The sequence below is a fragment of the Micromonospora sp. CA-269861 genome (assembly GCF_050948505.1).
Taxonomy (GTDB): domain Bacteria; phylum Actinomycetota; class Actinomycetes; order Mycobacteriales; family Micromonosporaceae; genus Micromonospora.
The window spans coordinates 4,840,301-4,857,130 of the sequence record NZ_CP192014.1; the positions used below are offsets into that span (position 1 = coordinate 4,840,301).

The following is a 16,830-nucleotide window of genomic DNA, read 5'->3' on the forward strand; positions in this document are numbered from 1 at the left end:
ATTCGTCACCGATCGATCGTGCCCGTTGACGCGAGCACGAGCAAGATCCCCGGACTGGGCAGAATCGCCGGTTTCCGGCCGTGCCCTCCGACGGAGGTGCTACGACTGCGGAGTGGACCGGACCGACGGCACAGGCCGCTGACCATGGGTTCCAGAGCAGCGGGCCACCTGGAGCCGGTCCCCGCGGCGACCCCACCCGGCCGGGCCACCTTCCTGGAACTCTTCTTCGACCTGGTGTTCGTCTTCGCGCTCACCCGGATCTCCGCGCGCGCGTTCGAGGACCTGACCCAGGAACCGGGTCGGGAGCACGGCTGGGGGACGATCACCGGCAGCGGCAAGACGCTGCTGTTGCTGCTCGCGCTCTGGGCGGTCTGGCAGGGCACCGCGTGGACGACCAGCCGATACGACCCGTACCGGGTGCCGCTGCAGAGCGTGGTGATCACCGCGCTGGTGTGCAGCATGCTGATGGGAGTGGCGGTCCCCCGCGCGTTCAGCGACACCGCGCTGATGTTCGCGGTGGCGTACGTCATCGCGCAGGTGACCCGGCCGGTGATCCTGTCGATCGCGCTCGGGCCGCACCCGTACCGCCGGTTGAAGGTCCGCATGGCGGTGATCTTCGCCGTCAGCGGGGTGCTGTGGATCAGCGGTGCGATGCTCAGCACCAACGCGCAGGTAGTGCTCTGGTCGGCGGCTCTGGTCGGCGAGTACCTGGCCGCCCGCTGCGGGTGGCCGGTGCCCGGCCTGGGCCGTTCGACGATCTCCAAGTGGGAGATCGCCGGGGAGCACCTGGCCGAGCGGTATCAGCAGTTCTTCCTCGTCGCGCTGGGCGAGACGATCCTGGTGGCAGGTTTCGCGTACAGCGCAGGCCCCTACGAGTCGGGGCACGTATGGGCGTTCGCGCTGGCGCTGGCCACCTCGATCATGCTGTGGCGCATCTACGTGCAGCGGGCCGGGCGGATCCTGGGCGAGGCGGTGATGAAGGCCCGCCACCCCGCCACCATCGGCCGGTCGGCGGCCGACACCCACCTGGTGATGGTGATCGGACTCGCCGCCACCGCGATCGGATACGAGCTGATCATCAATCATCCGCTGGAGCGGATCCCCGGGCCGTGGCTGGCCATGGTGCTCGGCGGACCGGCCCTGTTCCTGGCCGGGCGGGCCCGACTGGAGTACGAGGTGTTCGCGCGGGTGTCCCCGTCCCGGTGGATCGCCCTCCTCGTGCTCGTGGCGTCGGCCGTGCCGCTGCTGTTCCTGCCCGGCGTGGTCGCCACCGCGGTCGGGGTGGTGGTGTTGGGCGCGGTCGCGGTGGCCGACGCCCGTCGGGCCCACGGCGCCCCACCGGAGGCCGCAGCGCCACCCTTCTGAGCCTCGCGCGTCGATGTCACGCCGGACCGGCCGGTTACTCTCAGCCGGTGACCTTCTCGATCGTCGCCCGCTCCGACGACGGCCGCCTGCACGGCGTGGCCGTCGCCAGCAAGTTCCTCGCCGCCGGGGCACTGGTGCCCGCCGCCGCCGCCGAGGTGGGCGCGCTGGCCACCCAGGCGCACGTCAACCTCGCCTACCGCCCTCAGGGCCTCACCCTGCTACGGACCGGGGTGGCCCCCGCCGACGTGGTGGCCGGGCTGATCGCCGCCGACCCCGAGCGGGAGCACCGCCAGCTCGGCGTCGTGGGGGCCAGCGGTGCGGGCGCCAGCTGGACGGGGCCGGCCTGCCACCCGTGGGCCGGCGGGCGGACCGGCGACGGCTGGGCCGCGCAGGGCAATGTGCTCACCGGGCCGGAGGTCGTCGACGCCCTCGGTACGGCCTGGCAGGCGGGAACGGCGCTGCCGTTCGCCGAGCGCCTGGTCGCCGCGCTGCGCGCCGGCGACGAGGCCGGCGGCGACAGGCGAGGCCGGCAGAGCGCCGGCCTGCTGGTGGTCGAGCGCGGCGGCGGGTACGGCGGCACCAGCGACGTGGTGGTCGACCTGCGCATGGACGACCACCCGGACCCGGTCGCCGAGCTGGGTCGCCTGCTCACGGTGCACACCATGCTGTTCGGCCGGCCCGACCCGGCCACCCTGCTCGACCTGAGCGGCGCGGTCGCCGCCGAGGTGGCGGCGTTGCTCGGCGCGCTGGGCCATCCGGTGCACGCCGACGGCACGGAAGCGGCGTTGATCTCCTGGGCCGGGCTGGAGAACCTGGAGGAACGGCTGGTGCCGGGGCGGATCGACCCGGTGGTGCTGACGCACCTGCGCGGTGTCGCCCCGCACGTCCCCGCCCCGCGCTCCGCGAGCTGACGTCCACCACCGGAAGCCGCCGCGCGCGGGCAGCTCGGGTCAGCGGCCGAAGGAGAGCCACCGGAAGCCGGCGGCGTCGATCGCGGCCCGTTCCGGGGCGGTCAGCACCGCCCGGCCGGTGGCCTTGCGGATCACTGTCAGCCGGTCCCAGCCCAACCCGGCCGGTGTCGGTCGACCATCGGTGAGCAGGTCGCCGATGACCACCGCCGCCGACGGGGTGAGCCACGGGGGGCGGCCCAGCGCGGCGGCCAGATCCAACCCGTGCACACCCACCTCGACGACCCGGGTCCGCAGGAACTCGCCGACGAGCATCGCGTCACCGTGCCGGGTTCGCACCACCCGGTCGGGCGGCGCGGCGGCGACCGCCGCCTCGGTGGCCCGCCAGGCCCGGTCGAACTCGGTCGCCAGCGCCGCCCGGTCCACCCGGAGCGCCTCCCGCTGACCACCGGCGATCCGGTCGGCGTCGACCTCGGCGGTGAACTTCGCCGTGCCGAAGTAGCCGGCGGCGTCCACCTCGGCGCGTGGCGGGGCCGGCGCGGCGAGCATCTCGGTCAGCCGGCCGACCCCGGTGCGGGTGTGCGCGATCAGGTCCCGAACGTTCCACGGAGGGCAGTCGGTGGGCCGGCTGAGATCATCGTCGAGCAGCTCGGCCAGGATCTCGGTGAACCGCGCGCACTCGGCGGAGAACGCCGCCCGGACCGGCTGCACCGGACGGATCAGCCCTTGACCCGGGGCACCAGCCGGTGCACGACGGTGAGCACCAACGCCATCACCACGGCCATCGTGCCGGCGATCCCGGCGGCGCTGCCCGCGTACCCGACGAACAGGGGGCGGCGGGCCAGCTCCTCCGGGCCGGTGTCGCGCAGGTCGAGCAGCCAGGACAGGGAGAGCCCGCAGGCGACCAGGGCGAGCACACCGCCGACCCCGAGCACCAGCGCCGCGACCCGGTGCGCGTCGCCGGGGGCGATCTCGGCCTGCTCCCGCTGCGTGACCAGCAGGAGCAGCCCGGCCAACGCCGCCCAGACGCCCACCACCAGGTACGCGGCGACCGCGTCGCTGGGCCGGTGCCAGCCGGCGGAGAGGGTGGCGACTCCGGCGACGGCGGCGTAGCCGGCACCGATGACCGCACCGGCGGCCCGCACCTTGCGCGGCAGCACGAGCATCAGCGCGACCGCCACCGAGGCGGCCACTGTGGCGTGCCCGCTGGGCAGGCTGTTGCCGACCGCCGCGCGTTCCGGGTCGAGACCATAGTCGGGCCGGTTCAGCCCGTACTTGAGCAGTTGGGTCGTGACGTTCGCTCCGGCGATCAACAGGGTCGCGGTGATCGCCAGGGCGATCCGCCCCCGGATCAACGCGATGAACCCGATCATCGCGGTGGCGGCCAGCAGCGAGACCACCGACATCGCGTTGAGGATCTTGTCGACCGGACCGTCGATGGTGTCCTGCCCGATCCGGTTGCCGGTGAGGGCGACCGTGTCCACCCACTGGCCGATCTCGAAGTGCACGGCCACCCGCCACACGGCGAGGAAGGCAGCCGCCTGGACGAGGGCCAGTACGACCAACCAGACCGCGGTCCAACCCCGAGCCGTCGCGCGCATCCGCACACCGTAGCGGCAGGTGTCGGCGCTCCGAGCGGTGGCCCGCCGCCAATCGCCGGTTAGGTTGTGCCGGTGGCGAGGAGGCGGTGGTGAGCGGAACAGCGAAGCGCGACGGCGGCCCGGCCGAGCCCGGCCCGGAGCAGCGCAGGGGCGACGATCCGGGGTCGGGAGGGCCGGCGCCAGCCGGCGTCGACACCGGTCCGGGAGGGCCGGCGCGGGACGAGTCATTGACGGATCTGCTGGGCGGGCGACGCGGTGCCATCGACGCCACCCTGCCCCCGCTGGCGTTCGCCGCGGGCTGGCTGCTGGGCGGCGAGTCGCTGTGGGGCGGGGTCGGCGCGGCGCTGGCCGTGGGCGCGGTGGTGGCCGGCGTACGCCTGCGTCGCGGTGACCGGCCGCGCTCGGTACTGATCGGGCTGCTGGCCGTCTGCGTCGCGGCGCTGATCGCGGTGCGCACCGGCCGGGCCGAGAACTTCTTTCTGATCCAGGTGCTCTCCAACGCCGCGAGCGCTCTGGCGTGGACGGTCAGCATCGTGGTGCGGTGGCCACTGCTCGGCGTGCTGGTCGGCGCGGTGCTGGGCCAGCGCGCCCGGTGGCGACATGACCCGGCGCTGCTGCGCGGGTACGGCCGGGCCAGTTGGGTGTGGACGGCGACCTACCTGCTGCGGCTCGCCGTGTTCGTGCCGCTCTACCTGGGTGGGCAGGTGCTCGCGCTGGTGGTGGCCCGGGTGGCGCTGACCTGGCCGCTGGTCGCCGCGGCGCTGGCGCTGAGCTGGGTGGTGCTGCGGCGCTCGCTGCCGGCCGGGCACCCGGGGCTGCGTCACCCGGTCACGCCGCCTCGCTGAACCGGGTGGGCGCGGGGCGAGAAAGCAGCCCGGCTCGGGGCAAAAAAGTGGAGAGGCCGCCACGGGGGGAGCGGCCTCTCCGGTGACGTACGTTACTCCGTCACGGACCTCGGTGTGATCCCGCGACGGCCCGAATTTCTGGGCTTTTTCGCGGCTAGCTTCAGTCCGGGCGGTGGGGTGGGCCAGCCGATCCGCTGCGTCGGCCAGATGGCTGGCCCACCCCGGCCTGACCGTGGGTGTCAGGCCGTCCGCCAGCCCGGGTCCGTCGTTCCCCGGACCGGGCTGGATCCCGGGGTGGGCGGTGCACGCCACCCACCCCGGGTCGTCTCAGCCGTTCGGGAACAGGCTGCCGTAGTCGGCGTACGCCATGGCGACGTCAGCCTGTGCCCAGAAGCGGTGGTAGTTGAAGCTGGGCTCCGCGCCACCGTTCAGGTACGCCTGCACCTTGGGCCAGTCCGGGTCGTTCTTGTAGAAGGACCGGATGTCGAGGAAGCTCTTGCCGGCGGCGATGGCGTCGCCGTTCGGCATCTTCCCGGTCCAGCCCGACGGGACGTAGAGGCCCTGCCCGGTGGACGCGTTGTAGACGTCGTCGAAGCGCCGGTAGTCGCCACGCTTCTCGGTGGTGGAGACACCCTTGGCGTCACTGGCGGCCGACAGCGCGTCGAGCAGCCCCTTGGCGGTGTCCTTCGCCGCCGTGTTGCCCGACTTGGCCGCGTACGCGATCAGGGTCCGGGCGTAGGCGGCGGTGACACCGACGTCCTGGCCCTTGCTGATCACCTCGACGTGCAGGTTGGTGTTGGGCTGCGGGCTGGACGGGTTCCAGGTGGTCGGCTGACCGGTCCACGCCATGTCCGACGGGATCGACCAGTTGGTGCCGACTGTGGTGTTGGCGATCGCCCACGGCACCCACTTGTCCAGCAGTGCCTTGGCCTTCGCGTTGCCGGTCTGCAGGTACAGCTCGGCGATGCGCTGCATCGACCAGGCCTGCATGCCGAACCACTGGTTCGACGGCGGGTCGTTGTAGACCGGGTCGACGTCGTAGAACATGCCGTAGAAGGTGCTGGTGCCCGACGGCGGCTGGGCGTAACTGCCGTCCCAGCTGTTGGTCGCGCCACCGGCGATGCCGCCCTCGGCGGACTGCAGCCAGGTGTAGAACTCCAGCTGCCGCTCGAAGCTCTTGGTCCAGTCGGCGACAGCCGTCGACGACTGCGGCTTGAGCTCCGGGGTGTTGGTCAGCGCCCAGGCCGCGAACGGGTTCTGGTAGCCGAAGTGGTTGTGGCTGGAGCCGATCCGCCAGGACCAGTTCTGGCTCGCGTCGTACGCGCCGCCCCAGGCGTAGTACCAGGACAGCAGGTAGTGCGCCGAGTCCTTGCCGCTGCCGGCGGGGCAGGTGCTGGCCCCGACGCAGTTGCCGATCTTCTTGAAGTACTTGTCGAACATCGCGTACCGCAGGTAGTCGCCCATCTTGGCGGCCTTGGTGATGGTGGCCGCGACGTCGGCCTGCTTGTTCTGCGCCTTGGACCAGGTCAGCGCCCAGTACGCGGCCTGCACGGCGCGGGCGTCGGCGTCCGGGGCGTTGGTGTACTTCCACTGCTTGGCGGGGGTGCCGGTGTCCTTGACGAACAGGTCGAGGTAGCCGTACTGACCGCCGTGCTTGAAGGTGTCGCAGGACGGCTGCGGGACGGTCTCCCACACCGATTCCTGGGTGCCCCGCTGGAAGGTGTTGATGTAGGTCGGCTTGCTGGTGCCGTCGCCGCAGCGGCCGAAGCCGTAGGTGTTGTCGACGTCCAGCAGCCAGTGCATGCCGTAGATGTCGCCGGTGCCGTAGGTGGACTGCAGCTCCGAGCGGAGCGGGTCCTGTCCGACCGAGACGTTCGGGTTCAGCGCCGAGGGGTACTGGCTGGGCAGGTTGTACTCCGCGGCGTACTGCGGGGTGCCCGCGGACCCAGCAGTTGGCTGGTCGGAATGATTCGGAATTATATATTTTTCCATCACCGTCCAGGCGTTGTTGAACGGCGCCCAATTCTGGGTGACCTTGCCGTAGTAGGCCTCCAGCCAGAGCCAGAAGCTGAACGCCTCCGACGTGGTCTCGTGGCCGTGGTCGGGCGCCTCGACGATCAGCGTCTCCACCGAGTGGTACGGCACGCCCTCGGGGCTGAAGTAGCCCGAGTTCTTGATCTTGCCGTACTGCTCGAGGAACTTCGCGGTGTAGGCGTTGTCGCCGCCGGGGGTGTCGTTGTCGATCTCGGTGGCGGTGACCGCCAGCGAGGCGAGACCGGTGGCGGAGGCGGTGATGGTGGCGGCGCCGCCTGCGGTGTCGGCGTCCTCCGCGGCGGCGACCGTGACGGTGACCCCGGTGTTCCAGTTGCTCGGGGTCAGCGTGGCGGTGGTCGGCGAGACCGTGACATCGGTGTCACCGGTGCGGGTGAGGGTGACCGGCACGCTTGTCGTCGGGGCGGCGCTGAGCTTCAGGTTGAAGGTGGCGGTGCCACCCTCGGCGACGCTCACCGCGGACGGCGTGGCGACAAGCGTCGGGCCGGTGGCGGCGGTGACCGTGAAGGCCTTCTCGTCGACCCCGATGCCGTTGGCGTTGTCGTACGCCCTGGCCTGCACGGTGTAGCTGCCGGCCGGCAGGTCCTCCTGGGTGTACGCGTACGGGGCGGAGGTGTCGGTGTTGATCAGCAGGCCGTTGCGGTAGAACTCGACCTTGCTGATCGTCCCGTCCGGGTCGCTGGCGGTGGCGGTCAGCGGCACGTCGGCCGGCGCGGTGAACGGCCCGCTCGGCAGGCCGAGGGAGACCGTCGGCGGCTGGTTGGCCGGGGTGCCGTTGCAGGGGGTGCCGTTGAGGGTGAACGCGGTGGGCTTCGGGTTGCTGCCCGTGTGGGCGCCGTTGAAGCCGATGGTGGTGGAGGCCCCGGTGGCAAGGTTGCCGTTGTACGACTCGTTTGTCGCGGTGACCTCGCTACCGGACTGGCTGTACCTGGCCGACCAGCCCTGGGTGACCCGCTGACCGCTGGTCGGGAAGGTCCACTTGAGCGTCCAACTGCTGATCGGGTCGCCCAGGTTCTTGATGGTGACGTTGGCGGTGAAGCCGGTGTTCCAGTCGTTGGTCGCGTAGACCACGTCGCAGGCGGGTGCGGCCTGCGCGGCGCCGGCAGGCAGGGTCACCCCGCCGATGGCGAGCAGCGCGGCGGCGGCGAGCGCCACGCGGCGGCGTATTGCCAGTTGTCTCATGTGCGCGGTGTCTCCTCGGACCAGGCCGGGACGGTCCCCGGCGAGGCGCCTGCCCGCGAGGGTGGTGGTCCACGGGGATGTCGAGGCGCCGGGAAGGTGGTCTTCCCCGGGCCCGGCCGGGGTAGGGCGGTGCGGCCCGCACGGGAGGGGGTCCCGCCGGCCGATCGGGTGACCGTGACCGGAGCTGGTGCTGCCGGCTGCCCTCGGTGGACCCGCACTCACGCGACGTGGCTCCTGTCGCGTCGAATCGACAGTGTGCCATGGAAGCGCTCCCACAACAAGCGCACGGAGCGGCGGATCAGCTCCTTGTTTCGATCTCGTTTTGGGGCTTTCACAAAGGCGTGACGGGCGTTACAGTCGCAACATCGGTCGATGGGAGCGCTTCCATCGACAAGGTTCCAACAAGAAGATCGCTGGGGTCGTCTCTGACGAGCCCAGGGACCCAGACCGAGGGCCGACGACGGGCCAGCCCGGACGCCGTCGTCAGCCATCGTCCCGCCACAGGGAGGGAGGTGGAACCAGAGCCACTCGCGTGGCCCGGCTCCCGCGCGACACGCACGGCAGGACCCAAATTCCGCCCGTGTGTGTGCAGTTACGGTGGGGACGGGGGTTGCCCTCCCCCGTCCCCACACTAAACCCCCGTACACGATAGGAAAAGAGGCCGACGGGACAGGCGCGCCGCGCCGCCCGGACGGCCTCGTTCGCTGCTCGGGGCCACACCCGCCTCCCACCCGCCAGCGCCGGCCGTTCTGACGGCCGGCTGACCGGCCGGCAGCGCCTGCCCTATCATGGGAGCGCTCCCGAAACCTTCGGCGGTGGCCCCGTATCCATGAGGAGAATCCATGTCGATACCTATTGGGCCCGCCGGCCCGCTGCGCTTCCCGGACAACTTCGGCTGGGGCGCGGCCACCTCCGCGTACCAGATCGAGGGCGCCACCAAGGAGGACGGGCGCGGCGAGTCGGTCTGGGACACCTTCAGCCGCGTCCCGGGGCGCACCCGCAACGGCGACACCGGCGACGTGGCCATCGACCACTACCACCGCTACGCCGAGGACCTCGACCTCATGCGCGACCTCGGGTTGCGCAGCTACCGCTTCTCCATCTCCTGGCCCCGGATCCAGCCCGACGGCACCGGCACGCCCAACCAACGCGGCCTCGACTTCTACCGCCGCCTCCTCGACGGCCTGCACGAGCGCGGCATCACCCCGATGGCCACCCTGTTCCACTGGGACCTCCCGCAGGCCCTGCAGGACGCCGGCGGCTGGGAGTCACGCGACACCGCCCACCGCTTCGCCGACTACGCCGACGTGGTCTTCCGCGCCCTCGGCGACCGGGTTCCAGCCTGGCTCACCATCAACGAGCCCAAGACCGTGGTGCAGAACGGCTACCTCACCGGCCACCACGCCCCCGGCCGGCAGGACCCGGACGCCGCCTACCTGGTCGCCCACCACCTGCAACTCGCCCACGGGTTCGCCGTCGGCGCGCTGCGGGCCAGCGGCAGCGACAGCCGGATCGGCCCCGCACTCAACCTGCACCCCTGCTACCCCGCCGACGACTCCCCGCAGGCTGCCGCGGCCGCCCGCCTCTACGACGGCTACGAGAACCGCCTCTACCTCGACTCCCTGTTCCGGGGCAGCTACCCGGAGGACCTGCTCGCCGACCTGGGCCCGCAGAGCCGGATGGTCCAGAGCATCCGCGACGGCGACCTGAAGATCATCTCCGCGCCTGTCGACCTACTGGCCGTGCAGTACTACACCCCGATCTACGTCACCGCCGACGGCGGCACCGCGCACCGCTGGGCGACCTCGGAGGCCGAGTGGCAGCAGATCTACCCCGAGGGAATGTACGACCTGCTGACCCGGATCACCCGCGACTACGGCCCGATCCCGCTCACCATCACCGAGAACGGGCTGCCCACACCGGACACCCTGGGCACGGACGACACCGTCCAGGACACCGGCCGGATCAGCTTCCTCCGCGACCACCTCGCCGCCGCGCACCGGGCCATCACCGACGGGGTGCCGCTGGAGAGCTTCCACGTCTGGTCACTGCTGGACAACTTCGAGTGGGACCAGGGGTACGAGCAGCGCTGGGGCCTGGTCTACGTGGACTACGCCACCCAGCGGCGGGTGCTCAAGAACAGCGCAACCTGGTACCGCTCCGTCATCGCCGACGGCGGCTTCTGAACGCGCCGCCACCCGGACAGCCGGGCCCGGACGGCTCGGCTCGGGTGAGCCGGTGACCGTCCGGGCCCCGGCCGGCGCACTCAGCGGGGCAGCGCCTGCTGCAACTCCGCCCGCAGGGCCGGGGTGAGCATCTCCCCCGCCTGCTTCGCCAGCCGGGCCATCTCGTAGCCCACCACACCGATGTCCGCGTCACCGGCAGCCAACGTGGCCAGAATCGAACCGTCGCGGATCTGCATCACCAGGAAGTAGCCACGACCCATCTCGACCACCGTCTGCTTGACGACATCGCCGTCGAACATCGAGGCCGCGCCCGCGGTGATACTCATCAGCCCGGAGGTCACCGCGGCGAGCTTGTCCGCGTTGTCCCGGGGCAGGTGATCGGAGATCGCCACCAACAGCCCGTCAGAGGAGACCACCACCGCGTGCGCCACACCCGGCACCCGCTCCGCGAACGCGCTCACCAGCCAGCTCAGGTCACGCGCCTCCTGGCTCAACGTCGTCACTGTCGTCGTCCCCCTTCGTCGTGCCCCCCGGACGGTGGCACGGGTATCTCGGTGGTGTCCTCAGCCTCGGCGCGCCGTACTCCGCTGTAGAGCCGCGAGAGCATGCCGCCGACCGCCTCCGGGTCCGGGTCGGTGCGGGTCGGTGCCGTCATCGGTTGTGCCGAACGGGTGACCGCGCTCAACTGCGCCATGGGTACCCGCACCGGCAGCCCCCGCTCGTTGGTGCCGGCGCTCACCGGGACGGTCGGCGGCGCCGCCGGTGCGGGCACCACCGGCGCGGTCGGGCCCTGCCGCGAATACCAGCCCCCGCCGGCGCCACGGGCAGCGGCCGGGGTCAACACATCTTCGGCGCGCACCGGCGTCGGGCGGCCCTGACGCGGCACGCCGACGCCCGGCGGGCGACCGGCCACCGGCAGGTCCCGCACCGCGCCGTTGGGCACCGGGGCAGCGGCCGGCCGGAGAGCCCCGGACTGCGCAGCCAGGCCCCGCGCCGCGCCCGCCGCCAGCATCCGCGCCGACGGGGGCGTGTCCAACTCCACGTTGCCCGCCGGAGCCAGCAACACCGCGGGCAGGGCGAGCCGGGCGACCAGGCCGTCCTCGCCGCCCTCCAACCGCACCCGTACGCCCAGCCGGGCCGCCAGGTGGCTGACCACGAACAGCCCCATCCGCTCCACCGCCGCGACATCCGCGGCCGGCGGGCTGGCCAGCACCTCGTTCGCCTGTACCAGCGCGGCCGGGCTCATGCCCAGACCGCGGTCGACGATCTCGATCAGCGGGGCCCCCGCCTCGACCCGGGCGCTCACCACCACGACCGTGTCCGGGCGGGAGAAGGCCGTGGCGTTCTCCAGCAACTCCGCCAGCAGGTGCACCAACTCGCCGACGGCGTGGCCGACCACGTGCACGTCGGCCACCGACTCGATCCGCACCCGCTGGTACTGCTCGATCTCGGCGGCGGCGGCCAGCAGCACCGCACCGAGACCGACCGGCCGGTTCCACCGGCGGGTGGAGTCGGTGCCGGCGAGCACCAGCAGACTCTCGTCGTTACGGCGCATACGGGCGGCCAGGTGGTCGAGCTTGAACAGGTTCTCCAGCTGATCCGGGTCGCTCTCCTCACGCTCCAGGTCGTCCAGCAGCTCCAGCTGACGCTCGACCAGCACCTGGCTGCGGCGGGCCAGGTTGACGAACATCGCGTTGACGTTACGCCGCATGAGCGCCTGCTCGACGGCGACCGTGACCGCGCTGCGGTGCACCGCCACGAACGCCTCGGCCAGCTCACCGATCTCGTCGAGTGAACGCACCACCGCCGGCGCGACGTCGATGCGGGGCACCCCGCCGGTGACGGTCTTCAGCCGGTCCAGAGCGTCCGGCAACTCGACCTGGGCGATCCGCAGCGCCTGACTGCGCAGCATCCGCATCGACCTGGCGACCGACCGCCCGATCAGCAACGAGATCAGCAGGGCGGCCAGCAGGACCGTGACGACCCCACCGACGACCAGCAAGGTCGTGCGCAGCTGATCGTCGCTGGCCTCCTCGGCCTGCCGCACGGCGTCGTCGAGCACGCCCGCCTCGAGCTGGCGCAGCAGCTCCTGACGCTGCTGGCTGGCCGACCACCACTGCTCCGACGGCAGCACCTGCGGCGACGCGGCGCCGGTGGACAGGCTGCGCTCCTCCAGACCGGTGGCGACCAGGAAGTCCGGCGACACCGAGGTCTCGTCGTAACGGCTGATCTGCTCATTGGTCGCGGCCACCCGGAACGCGCCGAGCGCGGTGAGTTGCTGGCCGCGCAGGTCGGCGAGGACCACCCGGTCCTCGGTGCCGTACGCACCGGCGCGGGCGGCGGTGTAGAGCTGGGCCCGCACCCGGGAGGAGAGTTCCTTGACCCGGGCCAGCTGGACGTAGCGCAGCACCGCGTCGTTCAACGCCGGCTGGTTCTGACCTGGCTTCGGTTCGGCGAGCAGGTCGAGCAACGCCCCGACGGCCCGGTGGTAGTTGCTCAGGATGGTCTCGCTGCTGAGCACCGCCGGCGGAATCGCCGAGCGGATGTCAACCACCTGGTCGTACGCCTCCAACGCCTCGGAGAAGGCGACCCGCCAGGACGCGTCCGCGTCCGCCAGCGGCTCGGCGGCCCGGCTCAGGTCCACGATGGCCTTGTCGGTGGCCGCCTGCAACGGCTTCAGGTCGTTCTCGGTCGCCTGCCGGTCGCCACCCTTACGCAGCTCACCCAGCTCCCCCGCCGAGCGGTCACGCTCCTGCTGGAGCTGGTGCACCGCCGCGGTGATCTGCCGGCCGATGCCCACCTGGCTGGAGAAGTCGTTCAACGCCGTCGTCCGCCCCACCAGCGTGCTGGTCTGCACACCGGCGAGCAGGAGGAACGCCATCGACGGCACCAGCAGCACGGTGGCGAGCTTCGTGCTCATCCGCCAGTCGCGCAGCCGGAACGGAGACCGCCGTCGATGCGGAACGACTCGGACATCGAAGCGGCGTCTGCGATGGTTCGACACCGCGCCGTTCGCCGGGTCGGGGCCTGCCGCCACCCTGTCTCCTCCGTCCTACCGCGTCCACCGCGGTCGGGGGAGCGCAGTCCATCCAACCAGGCTCGGTACCGCTGTCAACGGCCCGGGCGAGGCCAAGGTTCAGGAAGGATACTGCGGGTGGGAACCTCCTGCCGTGGTCGGCAAAACCAGCTCGTCCGTCCGGCCGATGTCAGCGAGCTCGATCGCGTCACCGAAGCGCCCCAACGCCACCAACGCGGCACCGGTGGCGCCGATCTCCGGGTTGCGTTGATGCGACACCGGTCGCGGTGCCAGCGCGGTCGCGAAGGCCTGCCGCCACCACACCGAGGCAGCCACCGCGCCGCCGCCCAGCACCACGCCGACAGGTTTGTCGATGGTGGACTCCAGCACCCCGAGATCCTCGGCGACCAGCTCACACAGCCCCTGCATCAACCCGGCCAGAATGTCGACGGAGGTGGTGCTGAAGCTGAGGCCGCGCAGCTCACCACTGCCCGCCGGCGCCAGCCCCGGCGCCCGGTCACCACCGAAGCGGGAGTCCGCCGGCCGGCCACCGCCCGCCGGCACCAGCGCCAACGCCGCGTCCAGCTCGGCGCCCCGGGGCAACCGCAGCTCCCGGTCCGCCCACGCGAACAGGTTGCCCCCGTTGGCGTACGCGGCCCCGGTCACCACGTGGTCGTGGTCGACCCGGTAACGCCACAGCCGCTCGGGCAGGCGGGGCATCGGCTCACCGGCCGGGATCCGCTGCATCAGCCGTACCGCGGCGGAGGTGCCCACGGTGACGGCGGCCCGGCTCGGGTCGACGCAGCCCGAGCCGACATTCGACGCCCCACCGTCGCCCACCGGCGGCGACCACCGCGCCTGCGCCAACTGCGGCCACCGACGCGCCAGGTCGACACGCAGCCGGCCGTGCCAGTCCAGCTCACCGAGGGGCGGCAGATCCTCCGGTCGCGCCTCGGCCAGCGTCAGCGCCTCCTCGTCCCAACGCAGGGTGCGCAGGTCCAGCAGACCGGTCCCGGAGGCCTGGGAGATCGACATGGGCGCCGTGTCGAGCAGCTCGCCCAGCACGTACTCGGGCAGACCGACGAACCGGGCGATCGGGGTGCCGGACTGCTCCCGCAACCAGGGCAACCGCATCGACCAGTACGAACGGTGCCACCAACAGCCGGTGCGCTGGTGGAAGCCGTCCGGATCCGTCGGCCCGGCGGTGCGCCCGACCGGGGCGGGCCGGGTGTCCAGCCAGGTGACCACCGGGCCCAGCGGGGCGCCGTCGCGGTCCAGCGGCAGCACCGAGTGCCACTGGGCGGAGACCGCCACCAGACCCACGTCGCGCAGGTGCCCCGACTCGGCCAGCTCGTCCAGGCACTCGACCAGGCTCGCCAGGTAGTCCCGACCGGACAGCGTGCCGGTGCCGTCGTCGCCGATGGCGAGGTCGACCTTGCGGCGGGCCAGGGCGCCGGGCAGCGGCTGGGTGTCCGCGTCCAGCACCAGCCCACGTACCGAGGAGGTGCCCAGGTCGAGCGCGAGAATGTTCATCGCCGGTCAAGTTACCCCGTGCCAGCCGGCCGACGGGCGCGTAGGGTGGATCACATGCTCGCGCAGTTGACCAGTTGGTGGCCCGCCGACCCGGCGGCCATCTCCCGCGCGTAGCACCATCCACGCGGCCGCCATCGAGGCGGTCGCCGGATCTCCCGGCTCCAGGGCCGCCCGACGGCGGCGCCGAGCCCGACGGAGACTCCGATGCCCCACCTGACCGACCTGCTCGCCGCCGTCGCCCACGGCGACGACCCCGGCCCCTTCGCGCTGCTGCGCCGCGACGGCGCGGACGAACTGGACCTGTTCACCGGCCCGGTCGACACCGTCGAAGCGCTCACCGACATTCCACTGCCGCCGGGCCCTCCCGGGGCACGGACGCTGGCCCTGGTGCCGTACCGGCAGATCACCGAGCGTGGCTTCGCCTGCGTCGACGACGACGCCCCGCTGGAGTTCCTCCAGGTCCGCGAGCACCAGCGGATCACGCTGGCCGACGTCCTCGCCGCGCTGCCCGACGAACCGGTCCACACCGCCGACGCCGGCTTCGACGTCAGCGACGAAGAGTACGCGCGGACCGTGCAGCGGGTGCTGTCCGAGGAGATCGGCCGCGGTGAGGGCGCGAACTTCGTCATCCACCGCGCCCTGCAGGCCACCGTGCAGGGCCCGCCGCTGCGGGCCGCGCTGGCCGCGCTGCGCCGGCTGCTGATCGCCGAGCGCGGCGCGTACTGGACGTTCGTGGTGCACACCGGCACGCGGACGCTCGTCGGCGCCAGCCCGGAACGGCACGTCAGCGTCGACGACGGACTGGTGCTGATGAACCCGATCAGCGGCACCTTCCGCTGCCCCGGTGGCGTCGCGGACCGGGGAGCCCTGCTGCGCTTCCTCGCCGACCCGAAGGAGATCGAAGAGCTGTACATGGTGCTCGACGAGGAGCTGAAGATGATGGCCACCGTCGCCGAGCACGGTGGGCAGGTCATCGGGCCGTACCTGAAGGAGATGTCGCACCTGGCGCACACCGAGTACCTGCTCGCCGGGCGGGGCACCCGCGACGTGCGGGAGGTACTGCGCGAGACGATGTTCGCGCCCACCGTGACGGGCAGCCCGATCGAGAACGCCTGCCGGGTGATCGCCCGGCACGAGCGCCGGGGCCGCGGCTACTACGGGGGCGTGCTGGCGCTGCTCGGCCACGACGAGGCCGGCCGGCAGACACTCGACGCCCCGATCCTGATCCGAACCGCCGAGATCTCCCCCACCGGCCGACTGCGGGTGCCGGTCGGCGCGACCCTGGTCCGGCACTCGACGGCGGCCGGCGAGGTGGCCGAGACGCACGCCAAGGCCGCCGGCGTGCTGGCCGCGCTCGGCCTCGCGCCCGCGGCGTCCGTCGGCGACCGCGGGCCGGTCGCGCGGTTGACCGACGACCCGGCGGTACGCGACGCGCTCGCCGCCCGCAACGCGCCGCTGGCCCGGTTCTGGCTGGACCAGCGGTCACCGGACGCGCCCGGACTGCCCGGGCTGATCGGCCGCCGGGTGTTGATCGTGGACGCCGAGGACACCTTCACCGGCATGCTGGCCCACCAACTGGGCGCGTTGGGTCTCACGGTGACCACGCGGCCGTGGCACGCGAGCGGCCCGGTCGACGACTACGACCTGGTGGTCGCCGGACCCGGGCCCGGCGACCCCGGCAGCGTGGACGAGCCGAAGATGGTGGCGCTGCGGGAGCTGCTGACCGGGCTGCTGACGACCGGCCGTCCCACCCTCGCGGTCTGCCTCGGCCATCAGGTGCTGGCCGGGCTGCTGGGGTTGGCGCTGCACCGCCGGGAGGCGCCCTACCAGGGGTTGCAGCGGGAGGTGCCGGTGTTCGGCCAGGCCCGCCGGGTCGGGTTCTACTCGACGTTCACCGCCCGCGCCGAGGCCGACCGGCTGGCCACCGCGTACGGGCCGGTGGAGCTGGCCCGGGACCCGGGCGACGGTGCCGTGCACGCCCTGCGGGGGCGCGGCTTCGCCGGAGTGCAGTTCCACGCGGAGTCGGTGCTCAGCCCCGACGGGCTGGCCGTGCTGAGCGAGCTGCTGACCGATCTGCTGCCCGCGTCACGTACCGACGAACTGTCCGCGACGCGCGGACGCGCATAGTCGCCCCGGCCCGGG

The 16,830-nt window shown here is 72.3% G+C and carries 11 protein-coding genes; 5 read left to right on the forward strand and 6 right to left on the reverse strand.

Annotation, left to right across the window (positions count from 1 at the left end):
- Window positions 1-144: 144 nt before the first annotated feature.
- Window positions 145-1,365 (forward strand): low temperature requirement protein A, encoded by a 1,221-nt coding sequence (locus tag ACQP0U_RS22050; RefSeq protein ID WP_433310162.1) that lies wholly within the window; start codon window positions 145-147, stop codon window positions 1,363-1,365.
- A 47-nt stretch (window positions 1,366-1,412) separates the two neighbouring features.
- The gene (locus ACQP0U_RS22055; protein WP_433310164.1) at window positions 1,413-2,276 is read left to right on the forward strand and encodes a DUF1028 domain-containing protein; all 864 of its coding nucleotides are present in this window, start codon (window positions 1,413-1,415) and stop codon (window positions 2,274-2,276) included.
- Between the two features lie 39 nt (window positions 2,277-2,315).
- Here the strand turns inward: ACQP0U_RS22055 and ACQP0U_RS22060 are convergent, their stop codons facing one another.
- On the reverse strand, window positions 2,316-2,993 hold the full coding sequence (locus ACQP0U_RS22060) for a maleylpyruvate isomerase N-terminal domain-containing protein (RefSeq protein WP_433321012.1): 678 nt from the start codon (window positions 2,991-2,993) through the stop codon (window positions 2,316-2,318).
- Entirely contained in the window at window positions 2,993-3,880 is an 888-nt protein-coding gene (locus ACQP0U_RS22065; protein ID WP_433310167.1) for a phosphatase PAP2 family protein, read from the reverse strand. The genes ACQP0U_RS22060 and ACQP0U_RS22065 overlap by 1 nt, the downstream gene beginning before the upstream one ends.
- A 230-nt stretch (window positions 3,881-4,110) precedes the next feature.
- On the opposite strand from ACQP0U_RS22065, the gene ACQP0U_RS22070 reads away from it, so the two are divergent.
- Window positions 4,111-4,719: a DUF3159 domain-containing protein gene (locus tag ACQP0U_RS22070; RefSeq protein WP_433321015.1), complete on the forward strand. Its 609-nt coding sequence runs from the start codon at window positions 4,111-4,113 to the stop codon at window positions 4,717-4,719.
- Between the two features lie 327 nt (window positions 4,720-5,046).
- On the opposite strand, the gene ACQP0U_RS22075 is transcribed toward ACQP0U_RS22070, so the two are convergent.
- A complete protein-coding gene (locus ACQP0U_RS22075) occupies window positions 5,047-7,953 on the reverse strand; it encodes a glycoside hydrolase family 48 protein (RefSeq protein WP_433310170.1) in 2,907 nt (968 codons plus the stop codon).
- 842 nt (window positions 7,954-8,795) lie between these two features.
- Here ACQP0U_RS22075 and ACQP0U_RS22080 point away from each other — a divergent pair.
- The gene (locus ACQP0U_RS22080) at window positions 8,796-10,139 is read left to right on the forward strand and encodes a GH1 family beta-glucosidase (protein ID WP_433310173.1); all 1,344 of its coding nucleotides are present in this window, start codon (window positions 8,796-8,798) and stop codon (window positions 10,137-10,139) included.
- An 80-nt stretch (window positions 10,140-10,219) separates the two neighbouring features.
- Here the strand turns inward: ACQP0U_RS22080 and ACQP0U_RS22085 are convergent, their stop codons facing one another.
- From ACQP0U_RS22085 to ACQP0U_RS22095, 3 genes are all read right to left on the reverse strand, one after another.
- Window positions 10,220-10,642 (reverse strand): roadblock/LC7 domain-containing protein, encoded by a 423-nt coding sequence (locus tag ACQP0U_RS22085; protein WP_088988684.1) that lies wholly within the window; start codon window positions 10,640-10,642, stop codon window positions 10,220-10,222.
- Window positions 10,639-13,059 carry a nitrate- and nitrite sensing domain-containing protein gene (locus ACQP0U_RS22090; RefSeq protein WP_433310176.1) on the reverse strand — a complete coding sequence of 807 codons (2,421 nt, stop codon included), beginning with the start codon at window positions 13,057-13,059 and terminating at the stop codon, window positions 10,639-10,641. The genes ACQP0U_RS22085 and ACQP0U_RS22090 overlap by 4 nt, the downstream gene beginning before the upstream one ends.
- Before the next feature lie 216 nt (window positions 13,060-13,275).
- Window positions 13,276-14,688, reverse strand: a complete 1,413-nt coding sequence (locus tag ACQP0U_RS22095) for an FGGY family carbohydrate kinase (protein ID WP_433310179.1) — start codon at window positions 14,686-14,688, stop codon at window positions 13,276-13,278.
- A 204-nt stretch (window positions 14,689-14,892) separates the two neighbouring features.
- Between ACQP0U_RS22095 and ACQP0U_RS22100 the strand changes: the two genes are divergently transcribed.
- Window positions 14,893-16,815: an anthranilate synthase family protein gene (locus tag ACQP0U_RS22100; RefSeq protein WP_433310182.1), complete on the forward strand. Its 1,923-nt coding sequence runs from the start codon at window positions 14,893-14,895 to the stop codon at window positions 16,813-16,815.
- The last annotated feature ends 15 nt before the right edge of the window (window positions 16,816-16,830 follow it).

What these genes read in the sequence shown, in the direction of transcription:
- ACQP0U_RS22075 (WP_433310170.1), bottom strand. Translation starts at nt 7,953, where the DNA reads ATGAGACAACTGGCAATACGCCGCCGCGTGGCGCTCGCCGCCGCCGCG.
- ACQP0U_RS22090 (WP_433310176.1), bottom strand. Translation starts at nt 13,059, where the DNA reads ATGAGCACGAAGCTCGCCACCGTGCTGCTGGTGCCGTCGATGGCGTTC.
- ACQP0U_RS22100 (WP_433310182.1), top strand. Translation starts at nt 14,893, where the DNA reads ATGCCCCACCTGACCGACCTGCTCGCCGCCGTCGCCCACGGCGACGAC.
- ACQP0U_RS22080 (WP_433310173.1), top strand. Translation starts at nt 8,796, where the DNA reads ATGTCGATACCTATTGGGCCCGCCGGCCCGCTGCGCTTCCCGGACAAC.
- ACQP0U_RS22050 (WP_433310162.1), top strand. Translation starts at nt 145, where the DNA reads ATGGGTTCCAGAGCAGCGGGCCACCTGGAGCCGGTCCCCGCGGCGACC.
- ACQP0U_RS22095 (WP_433310179.1), bottom strand. Translation starts at nt 14,688, where the DNA reads ATGAACATTCTCGCGCTCGACCTGGGCACCTCCTCGGTACGTGGGCTG.